We start from the raw sequence: 16,378 nt of genomic DNA, 5'->3' as shown, positions 1-16,378 counted from the left end.
ACCCGGGCCATGACTTCCGGCACTGGGGACCCCGCCGCACCGTGCCCTACCGTGTCCGACGTGCGCCGGATCGACCCGAACGTCGTGGCCGGACTCATCATGAGTGTGCTGTGCGGGGTCCTCGCCGTCCCGGTGGCGCTGGAGCAGGCCGCCGGCGCCGCGAGCCCGCTCGGCCCGCCGTGGCTGTGGTGGGTCGCCTACGCCGCGTTCCTCGTCGCGCTGGTGGTGGGGGCTGGCTGGACGAGGTCGTCGGCGTGACCGCGACCCGGGCGCTGCTCGCGCTGATGGTGGTCGCCGCGGCGGCGCTGGTCCTGATCGGCGCGCCGTTCGGCTGGCTGCCGATCTTCCTGGTCGTGACCGCGGCCATCTCCACCTACCACCTGCCGGGCCGGGTCACCGCGGCGATCGTCGTGGTCAACGTCGGGGTGGCCGCGGTGGCGACGCTGATCGCGGGGGATTCGGTGCAGGTCGCGGCGGTGACCGGCGCGATCTACCTGCTGCTGCAGAGCGCCTCGGTGCTGCTCCTCGTGACGCTGCACCGCGAGGAGGCGTCACGACGGCGGCTGGCCGCCGCGCACGCCGAGCTCGCGGCCGCGGGCGCCGCGCTCGCCGAGACCAGCCGGACACAGGAACGGCTGCGGATCTCCCGCGAGCTGCACGACCTCGTCGGGCACCAGCTCACCGCCCTCGCCCTGGAGCTGGAGATCGCCACGCACACCGGCGCCGACCCGGGCGGGCACGTCGCGCGGGCCCGCACGCTGGCCGGTGACCTGCTCACCGACGTCCGCACGACCGTCGGGCAGCTGCGCGGCCGCGCCCCGGACCTGGCGGCCACCCTGGAGAGGATCGCCGGGCAGCTGCCCCGCCCGGTGGTGCACGTGTACGTCGCCGACGGGGTCGCCGCCGACGAGGAACGGACCCTCGCGGTGGTCCGCTGCGTGCAGGAGATCCTCACCAACGCCATCCGGCACGGCGACGCGGACACCGTGTGGATCGACCTGTCCCCCGTCCCCGGCGGCGGCCTGCGGCTGTCCGCCCGCGACGACGGCCGCGGCCCCGCCGCCGACGTGGTCCCCGGGAACGGGCTGCGCGGCCTGGCCGAACGGGCCGAGGCGTTCGGCGGGTCGGTCGACTGGGGCCCCGCCGCACCGCGCGGGTTCGTCGTCACGGCGGTGCTGCCGTGACCGGGCCCACGACGTCCGGTGGCCGGCCGGTGCGCGTGGTGCTCGTCGACGACCAGACCCTGGTCCGGCACGGCATCCGCGGGCTGCTCGGCCTGGCCGACGGGGTCGAGGTCGTCGCCGAGGCCGGGGACGGCGCGGAGGGGGTGGCCGCCGTCGTCGAGCACGACCCGGACGTGCTGCTGCTGGACCTGCGCATGCCCCGTCACGACGGGCTGTGGGCGCTGGCCGAGCTGCGCTCGCGCGGGCTCGACGTGCCGGTGCTCGTCCTCACCACCTTCGACGACGACGAGCTGGTCCTGTCCGCGCTGCGCGCCGGGGCCCGCGGATACCTGCTCAAGGACGTGACCCTCGACCAGCTCGTCGGCGCGGTGCGGACCCTCGCCGACGGCGGCACCCTGATCAGCCCGGCCGTCACCGACCGGTTGCTGCGCGCGGTGCGCGACGGCCCGCCCCCGGCCGACGACGGCTCCGGCGTCGCCCCGCAGGACCTGTCGGCCCGCGAGGTCGAGGTGCTGCGGCTGCTCGCCGCCGGGCACAGCAACCGTGAGATCGCGCAGGTCCTCGTGCTGGCGGAGGGCACGGTGAAGAACCACGTGTCCAGCGTGCTGCTGAAACTGGGCACGCGGGACCGGACCCGCGCGGTGCTGCGGGCCCTGCACCACGGCCTGCTCGACCCGCCACGGGGCCGGGACGGGGCCTGACCCGGCCGTCCGACGGTGACGTGGCGGCGGGTCACGATCGCGCTCCGTGGTCACGGGTGTCACCCGTTCCGACGCGATTGAGCTGCCCGTTCCCGGGTAACCCTCACTCAGCCGGGTGAGGATCGACGGAAGGATCGTCATGACCGACACACAGAGGGTCCTCCGTTCCGGACTCCGTCGGTGTCGTCGTCGGACGGGCGCCTGCCGCCGATCCGCCGGCGGCCTCCGGTGACGCCGGACCTCGCCCGGGCCACCGACGCCGTCAGCAGGCTGATCGACGAGCTCGGTCCGGCCGTCAGCCGGGACGCCGTGGTCGCCGCCGTCGCGCAGGCCTGTGACGACCTGCGCGGCAGCCCGGTGGGTGCGCTGCCCGAGCTGGTCGAGCGGCTGGCCAGGGCCCGCCTGGAGCAGTCGACCGCAGGCCTCTGAGCCGCCCGCTCCGGCATGGGGAGCCGGGCGTCCGGGTACCCCCGCCCGATGAGCGACGACGAGAACGACACCGGACGCGCGAGTCCCCCGATCGACCCGGCACGTGCGCTCGACGAACTCGAGGAACGCGTGCTCGGCAAGCGGGTCGACGCCGGCGACACCGAGGCCGACCGCGAGGAGTCCTCGGACGACACCACGTCGGAGGGCTCGGCCGAGCCGGAACCCGTCGAGGGTGCCGGCGAGCCGGGCGACGCCGGAACCGGGGTGGACGCCCCCACCGACTGAGGCCGTCCCGCCCATCGGGCGCTCCCCGCGGGCCCCGGCACGGTCGTCCGGGTCCGGACGCAGCCCGACCGGACCCGGACGCACTGCGTCATGTCCCGACGGTGACGTACGGAACACAACCGACATAAGGTGCCTTCTCGACGATGCCGTCCCAGGAGGTACCAATGACCGACGTGTCCGACCGTTCCGCACCACCGGGTACCGGGACCCGTTCCCGCGCCTGGGTCATCGCCCTGTGCTGGACGGCGATCGTCGTCGACGGCTACGACCTCATCGTCTACGGCACCGTGCTGCCCACCCTGATCTCCGGCGAGTGGGCGCTCGACGCGGGCACCGCGGGCTGGATCGGGTCACTGGCACTAGTCGGCATGCTCGTCGGCGCGCTGCTCGCCGGGACCGTCACCGACCACATCGGCCGACGCCGACTGATGATCATCTGCATCGCCTGGTTCTCGGTCGCGATGGCGCTCTGTGCCCTCGCGCCGTCCCCGGAGGTGTTCGGCCTGCTGCGGTTCGTCGCGGGCATCGGGCTGGGCGGGGTGGTGCCGACCGCGATCGCGCTGACCGTCGAGTACGCCCCGGCCGGGCGGCGCAACGCGGCGAACGCCCTGATGTTCTCCGGCTACTCCGTCGGCGGCGTCGTCGCGGCGCTGTCCGGGATCGTGCTGCTGGAGCAGCTGGGCTGGCGGGCGCTGTTCTGGATCGGCGCCGGGGTCGGCGCGGTGCTGCTCCTCGTCGTCGCCGTGGCGCTGCCGGAGTCGGTGGCCTACCTGGTCGGGCGCGGTCGCCGCGCCGAGGCGGCCGCGCTGGCCGCCCGCTACGGGATGCCGGTCCCCGACGACGCCCCGCCCGGTGCCGGCCGCGCCGGGCTGCGTGCGCTGCTCGACCGCCACCACCTGCGCGGCACGCTGCTGTTCTGGGTCGGCACCGGGTTCGGGCTGCTGCTGGTCTACGGCCTCAACACGTGGCTCGCCCAGATCATGCGCCAGGCCGGCTACCCGCTGGGCGGGGCACTGGCGTTCCTGCTGGCGCTCAACCTGGGCGCGATCGTCGGGGCGCCGCTGCTCGGGGCGCTCGCCGACCGCATCGGGCCGCGCCCGGTCGTCACCGGGATGTTCCTCACCGCGGCGGCGTCGATCCTGCTGCTGATGAACCGCTTCCCGACGCCGGTGCTGCTCGGCCTGATCGCCGTCGCCGGGGCCTGCACGATCGGCACGACGATCATCGTGAACTCCTACACCGCCACCTTCTACCCCGAGCACCTGCGCGCCGCCGGGCTCGGCTGGTCGCTGGGGATCGGCCGGATCGGGGCCATCGCGGGTCCGCTCTACGGCGGCGTCGTGATGGCGACCGGGGCCGGGTTCGCCGCGAACTTCCTCGCCTTCGCGATCCCCGCCGTGCTCGGCGCGATCGTCATGGTGCTGGTGCCGCGGGGCGCCGCGACGCACCCGTGACGGGGCACGTGCGCAGGCCGCGCGCGACCGTCGACACCACCGGATGATCGCCGGGAGTGGAGCGCGCAGCGCAGTGCGCCGCCCCGTGCACTCCACTCCCGGCGATCACCGACGGCCCGGCGTCACCGCCCGGACAGGCGCGAGCGCAGCCGCGCCACCGGCCCGGGGGTCGCGAGCCGGTCGGCGACCAGGAACCCCGACGCCCCGCCCAACCCCGGACCGGGGTGGGTGGACGCGCCGATCTGCCACAGCCCGGGCACCGGCGTCGCGTGCCCGCCGGAGGTCGGCAACGGCCGCCACCAGAAGTTCTGGTCCAGCTCGGCCGACCCGGCGTAGGGGTCCCCGCGCAGCGCGTTCGGGTTGTGCGCGGCGATCGCGGTCGGGTCGAGCACGTCGACCCGGCCGACGAGCTCGCGCAGGCCCGGCGCGTGCGCGGCGACCCGGTCGAGGACCCGCTCGGCGTAGCCCTGGGTGAGGGTGGCGTCCCAGCCGTCGGCGGTGTCCAGCTCGCCCGCCGCGTCGCCGACCGGGGCGAAGGGCAGCTCCTGGAGCTGCAGCCACAGCGCGGCGGCGCCCTCGGGGACCCGGGTCGGGTCGAGCACGTGCTGCTGCCCCACGACGACGGTCGGCCGGCGCGGCAGCAGCCCCGCCTCCGCCTCGGCGCAGGCGATCGCGGTCGAGTCGGACCCGTCGCAGACGTGGACCAGGGGGACCTCGCGCAGCCGGGTGTCGGCCCACGGGACCGGCCCGGACAGCGTCACGTGGATCTGCATCGCGGCCCGACCCGGGCGGTAGCGGGCGGCGGCGTCGGCCACCGGCGGCGGCACCACGGTGGGCGGGAGCAGCGAGCCGTAGAGCGCCGGCGGGGTCACCGAGGCCAGCACCGCGCGCCGCGCCCGGAACGCGAACCCGTCACCGGCGACGCCCGTCGCGCGCCCGGAGGCGACCGTGACCCGCTCGACCCGGCAGCCGGTGTGCACCGCGACGCCGAGCTCGTCGAGCAACCGCTCCCAGGCGGTGAGGAAGTGGCCCGCCCCGCCGGTGACGACCGGCAGCCCGGCACCGTGCATGGTCGCGGCGAAGATCGGGACCATGAGCCCGCCGGACGCGGAGTCCGGGGCCAGGCCGGCGTGCAGCAGCCACGGCGCCCAGAGCCGGTCGGTCTCCGGACCGGTGAACCGGGCGCGCATCCAGGACCGGCCGGAGGTCAGCGCGTCGCGGGCGTAGGTCTCCATCCCGGCGACGCCCGCGGCGCGGGCCAGCGTCGCGACCGGGCCGAGCGTGCCGGGGGCGTGCAGCTCGGCGCCGAGGAGCCCGCCGATCCCGGCGGCGTGCGCGCCGAACCGGTCGACCATGGCGCGGTAGGCGTCGCGGTCGGCCGCCTCGGCGAACCCGGCGACGGTCGCCTCGACCGACCGGTGGGCGAGCGCGACCGAGCCGTCGCCCGCGACCGTCGCGGTGAGCGGGCCGTCGGTGTTGGCGTAGGCGAGGCCGTGCCGGTGCAGGTCGTCGCCGAAGGCGGCGTAGGCCGGGCCGGTGACGAACAGCGGGTGCCAGCTCGACCAGGTGTCGTGGACGAACCCGTCGTGCTCCTCGGCGGCGACGAACCCACCGACCCGGTCGTGGTCGTCGACGAGCGCGACCGACCAGCCCCCGCGGGCGAGTCGGGCGGCCGCGGCCAGACCGTTGATGCCGCCGCCGACGACGACGGCGTCGTACGTGGCGTGCACGGCTCAGCCCTCGACCAGTGCGAGCACGCGCGCCGGGCTGCCCGAGCCGCCGACGATCGGCAGCGGGCACACCACCAGCACCGCGCCGGTGGCCGGGAGCTGGTCGAGGTTGCGCAGGCTGGTCAGCCCCCACTTGTCCGCGCCCATCAGCTCGGAGTGGCACGGGAACGCCGGCTCCAGGTTCGGCGCCTGCCCCGCGTCGGTGCCCACGGTCTCCACGCCCAGGCCAGTGATCGGGGTCTCGCGCGCCAGCCACCGCGCGCACTCCGGGGCGACGCCCGGGGTGTGCGGGCCGTTCTCGTCGGCGTTGGCGAAGGCCGCCCCGTCCTCGCCGCGGGCGGACCACCCGGTGCGCAGCAGCAGCCACCCGCCCGCGGGCAGCGGGCCGTTCTCCGCCTCCCACGCCGCGACGTCGGCGATCTGCAGCAGGTAGTCGGGGTCCTTCTCGGCCTCGGCGGTCCGGTCGATCACCGCGACCGGCGCGACGAGGGTCGACAGCGGCGCCTGCGAGACGTCGAGGCCGTCCCTGCCGGTGATCCAGTGGTTGGGCGCGTCGAGGTGGGTGCCGGTGTGCTCGCCGGTGCGGATGTTGTTCCAGTACCAGGCCGGGCCGCGGTCGTCGTAGCGGGAGATCTCCTCCAGCTCGAACCGCGCGGTCTGGCCGAACGGCTCGGGCAGCTCGAGGATCGGCGTCGAGGCCTGCAGCGGGGTCGTCAGGTCGACGACCCGGACCGAGCCGGAACGCGCGGCGTCGAGCAGGGCGGAGAGGACGGACACGGGGACCTCCAGGTCGGTCGGGACGTGCCGGACAGCTTCGTCGCACCGATGCGTGTCCGGCCATCCGTTCCGCGCGGCGGCTGTCCGCTCAGGGTCAGCCGCCCAGGGGTCGGCCGCCCGGGGTCAGCCGCGCAGGGTCTCCGACGGCGACTCCCCGAACCGCTCCCGGTAGGCGACGGCGAACCGGCCCAGGTGCGCGAAGCCCCAGTCCGCGGCGACCTGGGACACCGTGCGCCGGGTCGGGTCGGACTCGGTGAGCTCGGCCCGCACACCGGCCAGCCGTGCCTCGCGCAGCCGCGCGGTCGGCGTGGTGTCGAGGTGGCGGCGGAAGCCCTCCTGCAGGCTGCGGACCGAGAGCCCGACGGCCTCGGCGACGTCGTCGACGGTCAGTGGCTCGCGCGCGTGCCCCTCGATCAGCGCCTCCGCGCGGCGGATCACCTTCGGCACCGCGGGCGGCGGGTCGGCCGCGGCGAGCAGCTCGTCGCTGGACGAGTGCGGCACCGCGGCGAGCAGCTGGCTCATCAGCAGCTGCTCGGCCTGGGCACGCAGCACGGGGTGGGTGAGGCCGCCGGGGCCGTCGAGGTCGGTGCGGACCATGTCCACCGTCGACAGCCAGGACCGCGCGGCCGGGGTGGTGAGGTCGACGCTGGTCGCCAGCCGCAGCGGCTTCGACGGCGGGCGGCCCAGCAGCCGGTGCAGCTGCCCGGTCAGCGCCTCGCGCTCGACCCGCACGATGAGCTGCTCGTTCCCGGACTCCCAGGTCATGTCGAGGCCGGCGTCCGGGTCGGGCACCGACGCCGTGCGGGCGTCGGAGACGACCTCGGTGCCGCCGGTGCGCACCAGGGCGCGCCCGGAGAGCGGGATCTGGACCAGGACGAACGAGCGCAGCGGCTGCGGCCTGATCCGTACCGCCGACCCGTAGGACAGGTAGGACAGCCCGACCGCCCCGAACGCGGCCGTGTTGAACCGGACCGGCGCCGGTGTCGCCCGGTCCACCGGCTCCAGCCGGTGCGGGCAGAACACCTCGCCGACCCGCTCGCGGGCCTCCTCCAGGTCCGGCGAGTGCACCCGTCGGAAACCGCTCAGCACCTCGGTCATGGCACCTCCTCGTGCTCGACCCCGGTTCGTGCGTCCCGGCCGCGTCCCACGGACAGCGACCGCGTGGTGGGGATAGTCACGCCCACCATATAGCCAAATGATGACTGCCATCACGCGTCCGCTAGATGACCGTCATGTTTCGGAGGCTCCCATGACTGACCTGCACGGCCGCACGGTGCTGGTGACCGGCGGATCGACCCTGGTCGGGCACGGTGTCGTCCGTGCCCTGCACGCCGTCGGGGCGTCCGTCGCGATCGCCGACATCGACGAGGCCGGCGCGAAGCCGCTGCTCGACGAGCTCGGCGGGCGCGTCGCGTTCCACCGCACCGACATCACCGACGACGACGCGGTGGCCGCCACCGTCGCCGCCGTCGCCGCCCCGTCCGGCCTGCACGGCCTGGTGAACCTGGCGTGCAGCTACCTCGACGAGGGCGCCGACACCGGTCGGGCCGACTGGCTGCGCGCGCTGGAGGTCAACCTGGTCAGCGCGGTGCAGGCCACCCGGACCGCGCGGCCCCACCTCGCGGCGGCCCGCGGCGCGGTGGTCAACCTGACCTCGATCTCGTCGAAGGTCGCCCAGACGGGGCGCTGGGTCTACCCGGCGTCGAAGGCCGCGCTGGTGCAGGTCACCCGCTCCATGGCGATGGACCTCGCCGGCGACGGCATCCGGGTCAACTCGGTCTCCCCGGGCTGGACCTGGTCGAAGATCATGGACGACCTGTCCGGCGGCGACCGTGCGCACACCGACCGCGTCGCCGCCCCGTTCCATCTGACGGGCCGCGTCGGCGACCCGGACGAGGTCGGCGCCGTCGTCGCCTTCCTGCTCTCCCCGGCCGCCTCCGCCGTCACCGGCGCCGACTGGGCCGTCGACGGCGGCTACTCGGCGATGGGTCCGGAGCAGGCCGTTCCCGCCATCCCCCAGCTCGCGACCGCTTCGGAGTGACCACCATGAAGATCGCCGTCGTCGGGGCCGGATTCGCCGGCCTCTCCTCCGCCAAGGTCCTGACCGGTTTCGGTCACGACGTCACCGTGTTCGAGAAGGCGCCGGACGTCGGCGGGGTGTGGAGCGCGAGCCGCCGCTATCCCGGCCTGACCACGCAGAACGACAAGGGCACCTACTCGCTGTCGGACTTCCCGATGCCGAAGCACTACCCGGAGTGGCCGTCCGGGCAGCAGGTGCAGGAGTACCTGGAGTCCTACGCCCGCCACTTCGGCATCCGCGACGCGGTGCGCACCGACACCGAGGTGCTCTCCGCCGAGCCGCGCGAGGGCGGCGGCTGGACCGTCACCACCGCGGGCGCGTCCGCCGGGGTGGGCGAGTTCGACCACCTCGTCGTCGCGAACGGGATCTTCTCCGAGCCGTTCCTGCCGCCGCTGCCCGGTACCGAGGAGTACCGCGCCGCGGGCGGGCGGTACTGCGCGCCGTCGGACTTCACCGACATCGACGACGCCCGCGACCGCGACGTCGTCGTGATCGGCTACGGCAAGTCCGGCTGCGACGTGGCGGTGGCCCTGAACAGCGTGTCGCGCACGACCACCGTGGTGGCCCGCGAGCTGCTGTGGAAGATGCCCCGCCGGATCGGCGGTGCCCTGAACTACAAGTACCTGCTGCTCACCCGACTCGGCGAGGGGCTGTTCCGCTACGCCCACCTCGCCGGCTTCGAGAAGTTCCTGCACGGCCCGGGCAAGGGCGTGCGCAACGGGATGATGTCGAGCCTGCAGGGCCAGATCGTGCGCCAGCTCGGGCTGCAGAAGCTGGGCCTGGTGCCGGGCGGGTCGCTGGAGGACATCGCGCGCTCCACGGTGTCGCTGGCCACCGAGGGCTTCTACGAGGCCGTCGCCGACGGCTCGATCACCGTCCACCGCGACACGCTCATCAGCGCGCTCGGTGCCCGCGACGGCAGGCCCGTCGCGATCCTGTCCGACGGCACCGAGGTCCCGGCCGACGTGGTCGTCGCGGCGACGGGGTTCCACCAGCGGGTGCCGTTCCTCTCCCAGGACGTGCGGGACCGGCTGGTCGACGAGCGCGGCAACTTCGAGCTCTACCGCCAGATCCACCCGCACACCGTGGCGGACCTGAGCTTCTGCGGGTACAACTCCTCGTTCCTGTCCCCGCTGTCGGCCGAGGTCGCGGCGCTGTGGATCGGGGTGCACCTGGCGGGCGGGATCGACCTGCCGTCGGTGGAGCAGCGGCGCGCCTTCGTGCAGGAGCGGCTGCGGTGGATGGAGGAGCGCACCGAGGGCAAGCACGCCCGCGGTACGAACATCATCCCGTTCTCGCTGCACAACATCGACGAGATGCTCTCCGACCTGGGCGCCGGCATCGGACGGCGCCGCCGCCTGGCCGAGTGGCTGCTGCCGGTCGACCCCGGTGTGTACGCCCGGATCACCGCCGAGCTGACCGCCCGGCACGCCCCGCTCACCGCGGCCGGGGCGGACCGGCGGCCGGGGGCCCCGTTGCGGGCCGCCGGGTGACGAGCACCGCTCCCCCGCGACGCGCCGCACCGTCCCTCCCGGACGGTGCGGCGCGTCGCCGCGTTGCGGGGGCCGACCCGACCACCGCCCCAACCACCGACCCGACCACCGCGCCGACACCCCGCCGTCGGCCCGGCGCACGGCCCGGCCGACGCTCGCGGCCGTACGATGCCGACGTGACGACCGTCGCCGAACCGGAGGAGATCCTCGCGCCCGTCCCGCCGCGACGGCTGATCGTGTCGGTGTACGGGCTCTACGCCCGCGAACACGGCGGCGCCCTGTCGGTGTCGTCGCTGGTGCGCCTGCTCGGCGGGCTCGGGGTCGACAGCCAGGCCGTGCGCTCGGCGGTGTCGAGGCTGAAGCGGCGTGGTCTGCTGGAGCCGCAGAAGGTCGGCGGCGCCGCCGGGTACCGGCTGTCGGCCGCGCTGGCCGACGTGCTCGCCGAGGGCGACGAGCGGATCTTCTCCCGGCGCCGCGCCGGTGCCGGGGAGGGCTGGCTGCTGGTGGCCTTCTCGGTGCCCGAATCGGCCCGTGACCAGCGTCATCAGCTGCGCAGCCTGCTGATCCGGCTCGGCCTGGGCACCGTGGCTCCGGGCCTGTGGGTCGCGCCGGCGCACCTGGAGGCCGAGGTCTCGCACGCGCTGGACCGCGCCGGTCTGCGCGGGTACACCGAGCTGTTCCGCAGCCGGCACGTCGCCGGACGCCCGCTGCGCGAGACCGTCGCGTCCTGGTGGGACCTCGACGCCCTCGCCGCGCAGTACTCGGCGTTCGTCGCCCGCCACGAGCCGGTGATGCGCGCCTGGCGCGACGCCGACGGCACAGCCGAGCAGGCCTTCGCCGACTACGTGACGCTGGTGACCGTCTGGCGACGCCTCCCCTACCTCGACCCGGGCCTGCCGCTGGAGGCGCTGCCCGAGAACTGGGTCGGCGACCGCGCCGAGGACCTGTTCGGCGACCTGCGGGCCCGGCTGGCCGGCCCGGCACGGGAGCACGTCAGCAGCGTCCTGGACGCCTGAGCCTCCGGGAACCGCGCCGTGCGACCGGTGGCCTGCGGGGGCAGCGCAGTCGTGCCCACCGGCCACGGGCCCCGTGCGTCGCCGGAGCAGGGACGGGCCGTCGCCCGGCAGGACGATCACGGGCAGGCGCCCGCCCGGCTGGGCGACCGCCCGGCTGGGCAACCGCCCGGCGGAGCGACCACGCGGGCAGGAGGTCGAACGATTCGCTTACCCGGTAAGCGAGTTCGCCGGGGTCGGGCGCCGGGGCGACGGCGCCGCACCGCACCGCGCCGCACCGCGCCGCACCGCGAGTGCACCCTGCCCCGGGTCAGGCCGAGGGCCGATGGCACCCGGGATCCGCCGGCACCGCACACCACCTCCGGTGAATTCGCTTACCGGGTAAGCGAATTCACCGAACCCCCTGGTCCGGCACGCTCCACCCGGCCACGGGACACCTCCGTCCACGCCGAAGCCCACGCCGGAGCGCCGGGCCCGGTGGTCCGGACCCGGCGCGCGCGGGCGGGTGGCCGCGCTCAGACCCGGCGCGCCGCGACGGCCTCGATCTCGATCAGCGCCTCGGGCTGCCACAGCGCGGTGACCCCGACACCGGTCATGGCCGGGTAGGTCCGCCCGCACAGCTCCTTCCAGATCGCGCCGATCTCCCTGCCGCGGGCCTGGTAGCCCGGCACGTCGAGCAGGTAGATCCGGACCGACAGCAGGTCCGCGGGCTCGGAGCCCGCCGCGCGCAGGGCGGTGATCACGTTGGTCAGGGCCTGCCGGAACTGGTCGACGATGTCGCCGTCGACGATCGTGCCGGTCGCGTCCATCGCGGTCTGGCCGGAGAGGTGGACGGTGTCGCCGTGGCGGACGGCGTGGGTGAAACCGGACGGCCTCGCGAGGGTGTCCGGGTTGATGAGCTCGACGTCGGATGCGGTGCCGGTGGTCATGTCAGTGCTTCCCCTTCTTCGACGGGACGGTGGTGGGCAGCCCGGCCCCGGACAGCTGCTCCCGCAGGGCGGCGCCGTCCTCGTCGGCCAGGGCGGCGGACCGCAGCCGGGCGAGCACCGCCGCGGCGTCGGCACGGCCGCGCAGCTCGCCGGCGGCCCGGCAGAGCAGGGCGAAGCTGTCGTTGCCGTGGGCGTAGGTGGCTCCGTAGCCCTTGAGGACCTTCTGGCAGACGACGACCTCGGTGGCGAGATCGGTGTCCTCGGCGGCGATCCCGAGCGCGAGCGCCGTCCACGCCTCGATCGCCTTCTGCTCCTCGACGAACCGCAGCGACCGCGGCCGCAGCGGACGCATCCGCGCCATCGTCGCGAGCATCGCGTAGCCGGTCACCGAGGTGGTGTCGAGGACCATGCCCTCACGGGTGACCCGGTCGACGGTGCGGGTGAACGCCCGCGACCGGCGCAGCACCTTCCCGAGCCGGTACGGCAGCGTGTCGGTGATCTCCTCGGCCTGCGGGTGCAGGTACTCGCGCACCTGGGACAGCTGCGCCGAGGTCACCCGGGCCTCCTCACGCACCCGTTCGAGACGGCGCTTGCGGGTCTTCTGCAGCGCGACGTGGATCGTGTCCTGGTAACACATCCACAGCGCCAGGTGCCGGGCCGCCTCGGTGGTGAGGCGGGCGGCGCCGGCCCGGTCGGGGTCGACGGCGGCGAACGCGCGGACCCGTTCGAGGTATCGGGCGGCGTAGTCGAGGTCCTGGTAGACCCCGGTCCGCACGAGCCCGTGCAGGACCGTGGACCGCGCCGCGGCCGGCAGGTCGGCGACGGTGCGGGCGAGCGGCCGCAGGTCCTCCCCCACCAGGGACTCCGGGTCGGTGGCGGCGATGTCGTTGCGCCGCGCCTCCTCGCGCTCCTTGCGCTCCTCGGCGGAGACGGGGCGGGGCCCGATCGCGATGTCGACCGTCGCCGGCGCGCGGGGCGCGGGCGGGGCGGGGGCGAGCGCGGCGGTGGCGGCGTCGAACCCGCCCGCGAACGCGGCCAGGCTCGGCTCGACGCCCTTGCCGGCGTCGCGGATGGCCTGCTCGAAGCGGTCCCGGGAGAAGGGCAGCGCCCCCGACCCGGCGAGCGCCCCGAACAGCGCCGCGGAGATCACGCTGCGGTGTTCCTCGGCGATCGCGGCGAAGTCCGCGGCGACCAGGTGCCGCGCGGCGCGGCCCGCCGCGGCGACGAGCTCGTCGGAGTCGACGCGGCCGTCACCGAGGTGCATCTTCTCGTCGATGGAGTAGACGCGGTTCGTCGAGGTGATCAGCGTGGTGCGGTCGGGGGTGGCGAAGCCGCGTTGCACGGCGCGGCCGCACTCCATCAGCTCCGAGGCGACGACGACGTCGACCTCGCCGGGCGTCGGGAACACCGACAGCACCGGCTCGGCCCGGCCCGCGCCGTCGGCCGAGTCGCTCTCGGGCAGCGGAGGGTGCAGCTCGGCGTAGTAGACGGTCGCCCCGGTCCGCTGGGCGACGCCGGCGACCGAGGTGGTCTGCGCGTGGTAGCCGGCGGCCTCGGCGACGGCGACGACCCAGTCGGCGAGCACCCCGCCGCCCTCGCCGCCCATCGCGAGGATCGCGAGGGTGATCGGGCGGTTCCCGGCGTACCAGGACGCGGTGCCGGTCCGGGTCGGTGCGGGCATCACGGTGGGCATCAGGCTGCCTCCATCCGGGCGGCGCGGCGCTCCAGGCCGCGTCCGACGAGGGTGATCCACCAGGACCGGACGCGGGCGCGGACCCGCTCGCCGGCCGTGGGGTTGTCGACGACGTCGGTGCGGTAGAACGACGGGCACAGCACCGCCGCGTGGGCGTTGTTGCCGCAGACCCCGCACCCGACGCAGGAGTCGAGCACGGTCGCGATCGGGTCGGTGCGCAGCGGGTCCGGGTTGTCGGTGATCGTCAGCGACGGACAGCCGGAGATCCGGATGCAGGCGTGGTCGCCGGTGCAGGTCTCCGGGTCGACGCCGAATCGTTCGCGCACGACGCGCTCGCCGCGCTTGAGCCTGGCCGCGCGGTCCTCCTTGACCCGGCGCTGCCGGTTGAGCTGGCACTCCGACTGCATGACCAGCAGCTCGGGGCCGGGCTCCCTGCGGCGGAACGCCTTCAGGAAGGTGTCGCGGACGCGGGCCACGTCGTAGGTGTGGTCGATCGTGGTGGCGTTGGTGATGCCGAGCCCCCGGGCGGCCTTCTCGATGGGGTGCTTGGTCGAGCGGCGCTCGAGGTCGGCGTGGCTGGACAGCACGTCCTGCCCGCCGGTGGCGGCGGCGTAGTCGTTGTCGACGACCACCATGACCTGGTCGGACTTGTTGAACACCGCGTTCCCGACGCCGGACACGAGCCCGTTGTGCCAGAAGCCGCCGTCGCCCATGATCGACACGGGCCGCTTCTCGGCGCCGCCGCCGGCCAGCGCGGACGAGCCCGCGGCGCCCATGCCGTAGCCCATCGTCGTCGCGCCCAGGTCGAACGGGGCGTTGATGGCGAACAGGTGGCAGCCGATGTCGGCGGAGATCTGGTGCTGCCCGGTCTCGCGCTCGGCGAGCTTGAGGCCGGAGAAGATCGGGCGCTCCGGGCAGCCGGTGCACAGGCCCGGCGGGCGCGGGCGCACGACCTCGGCGGCGACCCGCGGCGCGAACGGGCTCGCCGGGTCGGCCGGGTCGCGCAGCAGCGACGGCCGGTGGGTGACGACGTCGGGGGCGTACTTGCCGAGGAACTGGTCCAGTCCGCGGGTGATGACCTGGGCGGTGTACTCGCCGCCCGCGGCCAGCATGTCCTTGCCGTGCAGCACGGTCGGGACGTCGGCACGGCGCAGGATCGCGTGCAGGTTCTGCTCGATGTAGTCGGGCTGCCCCTCCTCGACCATGATCACGGCGCGCTTGCCGGCGCAGAACTCGACGATCTCGGAGTCGACGACCGGGTAGGTCACGTTCATGACGTAGGTCGGGACGCGGGTGCGGCCGAGCGTGTCGGAGGCACCGAGCAGCTCCATCGACCGGTTCAGGGTGTTGTACAGCCCACCCTGGACGATGATGCCCACGTCGGAGGCGGTGCCGTCGCCGGGGAACAGCTCGTTGAGTCCGTGCTCCCGGATGAACTCGACCGCCCGGGGCCAGCGGTCCTCCAGCTTCTCCCGCTCGTGGGCGAACGACGCGGGCGGCAGCACGATCCGGTCGACGCTGCGCCGCGGGGCGTCCGCGGCCTGGGCGACGGTCATCGGCGGCCGCACGTTGTCCTTGGCGACGAACCCGCCGTGCAGGTGGCAGGACCGCAGCCGCAGCTCCAGGAAGACCGGGGTGTTCGACGCCTCGGACAGCGCGAACCCGGACTCCACCGCGTTCACGATCGCGGTCGTGTCGGCGCGCGGGTCGAGCAGCCACATCTGCGACTTCATCGCGAACGCGTGCACCCGCTCCTGCATGATCGAGGAGCCCTCGCCGTAGTCCTCGCCGAGGATCACCAACGCACCACCGGTGACCCCGCCCGAGGCGAGGTTGGCCAGGGCGTCGGAGGCGACGTTCGTGCCGACCGGGGACTTGAAGGTGATCGCGCCGCGCAGCGGGTGGTGCACCGACGCGGCCAGCATGGCCGCGGCCGTCGCCTCGGAGGCGGAGTTCTCGAACCGGACGTCGAGCTCGTCGAGGATCTCGCGGGCGTCGCCGAGGACGTCCATGAGGTGCGAGATCGGCGCGCCCTGGTAGCCGCCGACGTAGGCGACGCCGGACTGCAGCAACGCCTTCGTCACGGCCAGGATGCCTTCGACGTGCAGCGTCTCGCCGGCACCGGCGCGCAGCTTCTGCACCTCGGCGGCGAAGGACCGTTCGGCCATGGCCGTCCTCTCGTCGTGGTGGTCGTGGTGGTGGGTGTGGTCGTCGGCACCGACGCTAGGCACCGGATCGCGTGGCGCCTATCCCGTGGACGTGGTCGCTGTCCGATCGGCGCCGCGAGGCGGGTACGGGGGCGGGTACGGCGGTCAGACGCCCACGTCGGTCAGGTGCTCGAAGCGCAGTCCGAGGTCGGTGACGGCGACGGCCACCGAGGCGAGCGCGGCGCGCAGGTTCGCGGCGACGCAGGGCGAGAGGTCGTCGCGGCGCAGCGCGGCGACGATCCGGTCGTAGACGTCGAGCAGGGCCTGCTCGGCGTCGTCGAGCGGGACACCGAGCAGGTCCGTCGCCCGGTCGGCGGCGGCGCACGGGGCGGACGGCGCGGTGGTCGTGGCGGTGGTCGTGGTGGTGGTCGTGCTCATGGCGGGCTCCTCGCGGGTCGGGTCG

The 16,378-nt window shown here is 74.8% G+C and carries 16 protein-coding genes; 9 read left to right on the top strand and 7 right to left on the bottom strand.

Annotation, left to right across the window (positions count from 1 at the left end; all coding sequences use genetic code 11):
• The first annotated feature begins 51 nt into the window (after positions 1-51).
• The 6 genes from Ae505Ps2_RS32025 to Ae505Ps2_RS14680 all read left to right on the top strand — a co-directional run bounded on the left by Ae505Ps2_RS32025 (position 52) and on the right by Ae505Ps2_RS14680 (position 4,053).
• The gene (locus tag Ae505Ps2_RS32025) at positions 52-258 is read left to right on the top strand and encodes a hypothetical protein (RefSeq protein WP_075553709.1); all 207 of its coding nucleotides are present in this window, start codon (positions 52-54) and stop codon (positions 256-258) included.
• Complete coding sequence (locus tag Ae505Ps2_RS14700) at positions 255-1,184, top strand: histidine kinase (protein ID WP_075553708.1); 930 nt, start codon at positions 255-257, stop codon at positions 1,182-1,184. Before Ae505Ps2_RS32025 ends, Ae505Ps2_RS14700 begins: the two co-directional genes overlap by 4 nt.
• A complete protein-coding gene (locus tag Ae505Ps2_RS14695; protein WP_233147609.1) occupies positions 1,181-1,885 on the top strand; it encodes a response regulator transcription factor in 705 nt (234 codons plus the stop codon). The genes Ae505Ps2_RS14700 and Ae505Ps2_RS14695 overlap by 4 nt, the downstream gene beginning before the upstream one ends.
• A gap of 228 nt (positions 1,886-2,113) precedes the next feature.
• Entirely contained in the window at positions 2,114-2,314 is a 201-nt protein-coding gene (locus tag Ae505Ps2_RS14690) for a hypothetical protein (RefSeq protein WP_139318773.1), read from the top strand.
• A 48-nt stretch (positions 2,315-2,362) separates the two neighbouring features.
• On the top strand, positions 2,363-2,599 hold the full coding sequence (locus tag Ae505Ps2_RS14685) for a hypothetical protein (RefSeq protein ID WP_139318774.1): 237 nt from the start codon (positions 2,363-2,365) through the stop codon (positions 2,597-2,599).
• Between the two features lie 164 nt (positions 2,600-2,763).
• Complete coding sequence (locus Ae505Ps2_RS14680; protein ID WP_075307476.1) at positions 2,764-4,053, top strand: aromatic acid/H+ symport family MFS transporter; 1,290 nt, start codon at positions 2,764-2,766, stop codon at positions 4,051-4,053.
• Between the two features lie 122 nt (positions 4,054-4,175).
• Here the strand turns inward: Ae505Ps2_RS14680 and Ae505Ps2_RS14675 are convergent, their stop codons facing one another.
• From Ae505Ps2_RS14675 to Ae505Ps2_RS14665, 3 genes are all read right to left on the bottom strand, one after another.
• Positions 4,176-5,783 carry an NAD(P)/FAD-dependent oxidoreductase gene (locus tag Ae505Ps2_RS14675; protein WP_075307478.1) on the bottom strand — a complete coding sequence of 536 codons (1,608 nt, stop codon included), beginning with the start codon at positions 5,781-5,783 and terminating at the stop codon, positions 4,176-4,178.
• 3 nt (positions 5,784-5,786) lie between these two features.
• Positions 5,787-6,560, bottom strand: a complete 774-nt coding sequence (locus tag Ae505Ps2_RS14670) for a cyclase family protein (RefSeq protein WP_075307480.1) — start codon at positions 6,558-6,560, stop codon at positions 5,787-5,789.
• Positions 6,561-6,683: 123 nt separating this feature from the next.
• Entirely contained in the window at positions 6,684-7,658 is a 975-nt protein-coding gene (locus Ae505Ps2_RS14665; protein ID WP_075307482.1) for an AraC family transcriptional regulator, read from the bottom strand.
• Between the two features lie 151 nt (positions 7,659-7,809).
• Between Ae505Ps2_RS14665 and Ae505Ps2_RS14660 the strand changes: the two genes are divergently transcribed.
• From Ae505Ps2_RS14660 to Ae505Ps2_RS14650, 3 genes are all read left to right on the top strand, one after another.
• Positions 7,810-8,601 carry an SDR family oxidoreductase gene (locus Ae505Ps2_RS14660; RefSeq protein ID WP_020623151.1) on the top strand — a complete coding sequence of 264 codons (792 nt, stop codon included), beginning with the start codon at positions 7,810-7,812 and terminating at the stop codon, positions 8,599-8,601.
• A 5-nt stretch (positions 8,602-8,606) separates the two neighbouring features.
• The gene (locus Ae505Ps2_RS14655; protein ID WP_075312094.1) at positions 8,607-10,133 is read left to right on the top strand and encodes an NAD(P)/FAD-dependent oxidoreductase; all 1,527 of its coding nucleotides are present in this window, start codon (positions 8,607-8,609) and stop codon (positions 10,131-10,133) included.
• 176 nt (positions 10,134-10,309) lie between these two features.
• Complete coding sequence (locus Ae505Ps2_RS14650; protein WP_075553707.1) at positions 10,310-11,149, top strand: PaaX family transcriptional regulator C-terminal domain-containing protein; 840 nt, start codon at positions 10,310-10,312, stop codon at positions 11,147-11,149.
• A 512-nt stretch (positions 11,150-11,661) separates the two neighbouring features.
• Here the strand turns inward: Ae505Ps2_RS14650 and Ae505Ps2_RS14645 are convergent.
• The 4 genes from Ae505Ps2_RS14645 to Ae505Ps2_RS14630 form a co-directional block, all read right to left on the bottom strand.
• Entirely contained in the window at positions 11,662-12,075 is a 414-nt protein-coding gene (locus tag Ae505Ps2_RS14645; protein WP_020625041.1) for a RidA family protein, read from the bottom strand.
• Between the two features lies 1 nt (position 12,076).
• On the bottom strand, positions 12,077-13,768 hold the full coding sequence (locus Ae505Ps2_RS14640; protein WP_198932204.1) for an indolepyruvate oxidoreductase subunit beta family protein: 1,692 nt from the start codon (positions 13,766-13,768) through the stop codon (positions 12,077-12,079).
• Entirely contained in the window at positions 13,768-15,999 is a 2,232-nt protein-coding gene (locus Ae505Ps2_RS14635) for an indolepyruvate ferredoxin oxidoreductase subunit alpha (RefSeq protein WP_212567635.1), read from the bottom strand. Before Ae505Ps2_RS14635 ends, Ae505Ps2_RS14640 begins: the two co-directional genes overlap by 1 nt.
• Positions 16,000-16,080: 81 nt before the next feature.
• Positions 16,081-16,353, bottom strand: coding sequence for a hypothetical protein (locus tag Ae505Ps2_RS14630; RefSeq protein ID WP_075333631.1), 273 nt, complete (start codon positions 16,351-16,353; stop codon positions 16,081-16,083).
• Between the last annotated feature and the right edge of the window lie 25 nt (positions 16,354-16,378).

It is taken from the genome of Pseudonocardia sp. Ae505_Ps2 (assembly GCF_001932425.1).
GTDB lineage: Bacteria > Actinomycetota > Actinomycetes > Mycobacteriales > Pseudonocardiaceae > Pseudonocardia.
This window is presented reverse-complemented; position numbering and strand designations above follow the sequence as displayed.